Source organism: Prevotella falsenii DSM 22864 = JCM 15124 (assembly GCF_000613945.1).
Taxonomy (GTDB): domain Bacteria; phylum Bacteroidota; class Bacteroidia; order Bacteroidales; family Bacteroidaceae; genus Prevotella; species Prevotella falsenii.
Window position 1 is genome coordinate 1 of record NZ_BAJY01000080.1, and the last position, 1526, is coordinate 1526.

Sequence of the window (1526 nt, forward strand, 5' to 3'; positions counted from 1 at the left end):
GTACGATGATTCCTGTATGTCACAATGTAAGACGGTACTTTAACAAGGTCTTTGCAGGGTTCGCCAAGAACGGAAAGGGTACCATGGGTTGGTGTTATGGATTCAAACTGCATCTGCTTTGCAATGATTCCGGTGAAGTGATAATATTCTGACTTACAGGAGCAAACGTAGATGACAGGGACAGTAGGGTATGGACGGTATTTGCAAAGGTTCTCTACGGAAAGGTATTTGCTGACAGAGGATACATCAAACAGGAACTTTTCGAAAATCTGTTCAGCCAAGGTATTCAACTTGTGCATGGACTTAAAGCAAGAATGAAGAATAAACTTATGCCTATATGGGACAAGATTATGCTAAGAAAAAGATATATTATCGAATGCATTAATGAACTGCTCAAGAACAAAGCCAACCTTGTACATTCACGACACCGCTCCATACATAACTTTATCATGAACTTATGTTCTGCTCTTACGGCATATTGCTTTTTTGAGAATAAGCCGGAGGCACTGCCTGTATATGTGGAAAAATCAAGGCAGTTGGAACTCTTTTCATGCTAAACTTATCCCGAACTCGCGTATTTAATATAAACAACCCTACAACCGCGCCTCAACAACTATCCATCTGCCATCTATTCCCCATTCCCCGCATTCCAATTCAGCCTATTTTGCAAAGCAAATTCGCCCATTTTGCTCTGCAATTTCGCCGAAATTGCTATTGCGAATATTGTAATATATTACTGTCCGGTAAAACTTTTTTGGGGCTATCTGTGTTAGTTAAAATAGACTTAAACTTATTATTTCTTAGAATTATCGGTTATTATAGGTCTTTTCTTGTCAAAATAAGTGCATTTTATAATACTTACAGTTTGAAACCGAAAACCAAGCCCCTGGATGAGTAAAACGGCTGCAATACCGATGGATAAAGAGATACAGAGCTTTCAGTTTATTTTTACCGGACAGCAATAATTGTAATAGAAAAGATAAAGCGTTGTGAGTTACTTAAAAATTAGTATCTTTGTATTGGCAGAAACAACTGTTCTCAATCAATATACGGGTGGCCTGCTGTTGTGATTTGCTTAAAAATTAGTATCTTTGCATTAGCAGAAACAATATTACTAGTGAGTCATATAAGCCCTTTTTTGTCTGTTTTTATTGCTTTCCGGTAAAACTTAAATCGCATAAAAAACTTAAGATAGCCCCACCGATGAGGATTATAGACATCTTAGTCATCGTAAGGTATGTATGTCTGAAAGTGAGATTATAGCATTCTACTATGTTATCATTTTGGAACTTTCTGCAATTTCAAGCATTATTATCTGTTTTTTGTAAAAGTGCATTTGAGTTTTAAGGAACGAATACATAATTTCGTTATGAACCTATGCTCGGCTTTGGCGGCGTACTGTTTCTTTGAGAACAAGCTGGAGACGCATTGCCGTTACATATCGAAAAGACAAAACAGTTGGAGTTGTTTTAGAAAAACTTATCCCGAACTGGTGTATTGAATTCACGTAAGGCGTAATTTATTAC

Annotated in this window: 3 pseudogenes; all 3 read left to right on the plus strand. The window is 37.0% G+C overall.

Annotated elements, in window-relative coordinates:
- Positions 1-557: pseudogene (locus tag JCM15124_RS15585) on the plus strand (IS982 family transposase); the annotation flags it as partial.
- 672 nt (positions 558-1229) lie between these two features.
- Positions 1230-1339: pseudogene (locus tag JCM15124_RS16875) on the plus strand (IS982 family transposase); the annotation flags it as partial.
- 15 nt (positions 1340-1354) lie between these two features.
- Positions 1355-1473: pseudogene (locus JCM15124_RS16880) on the plus strand (IS982 family transposase); the annotation flags it as partial.
- Positions 1474-1526 lie beyond the last annotated feature (53 nt).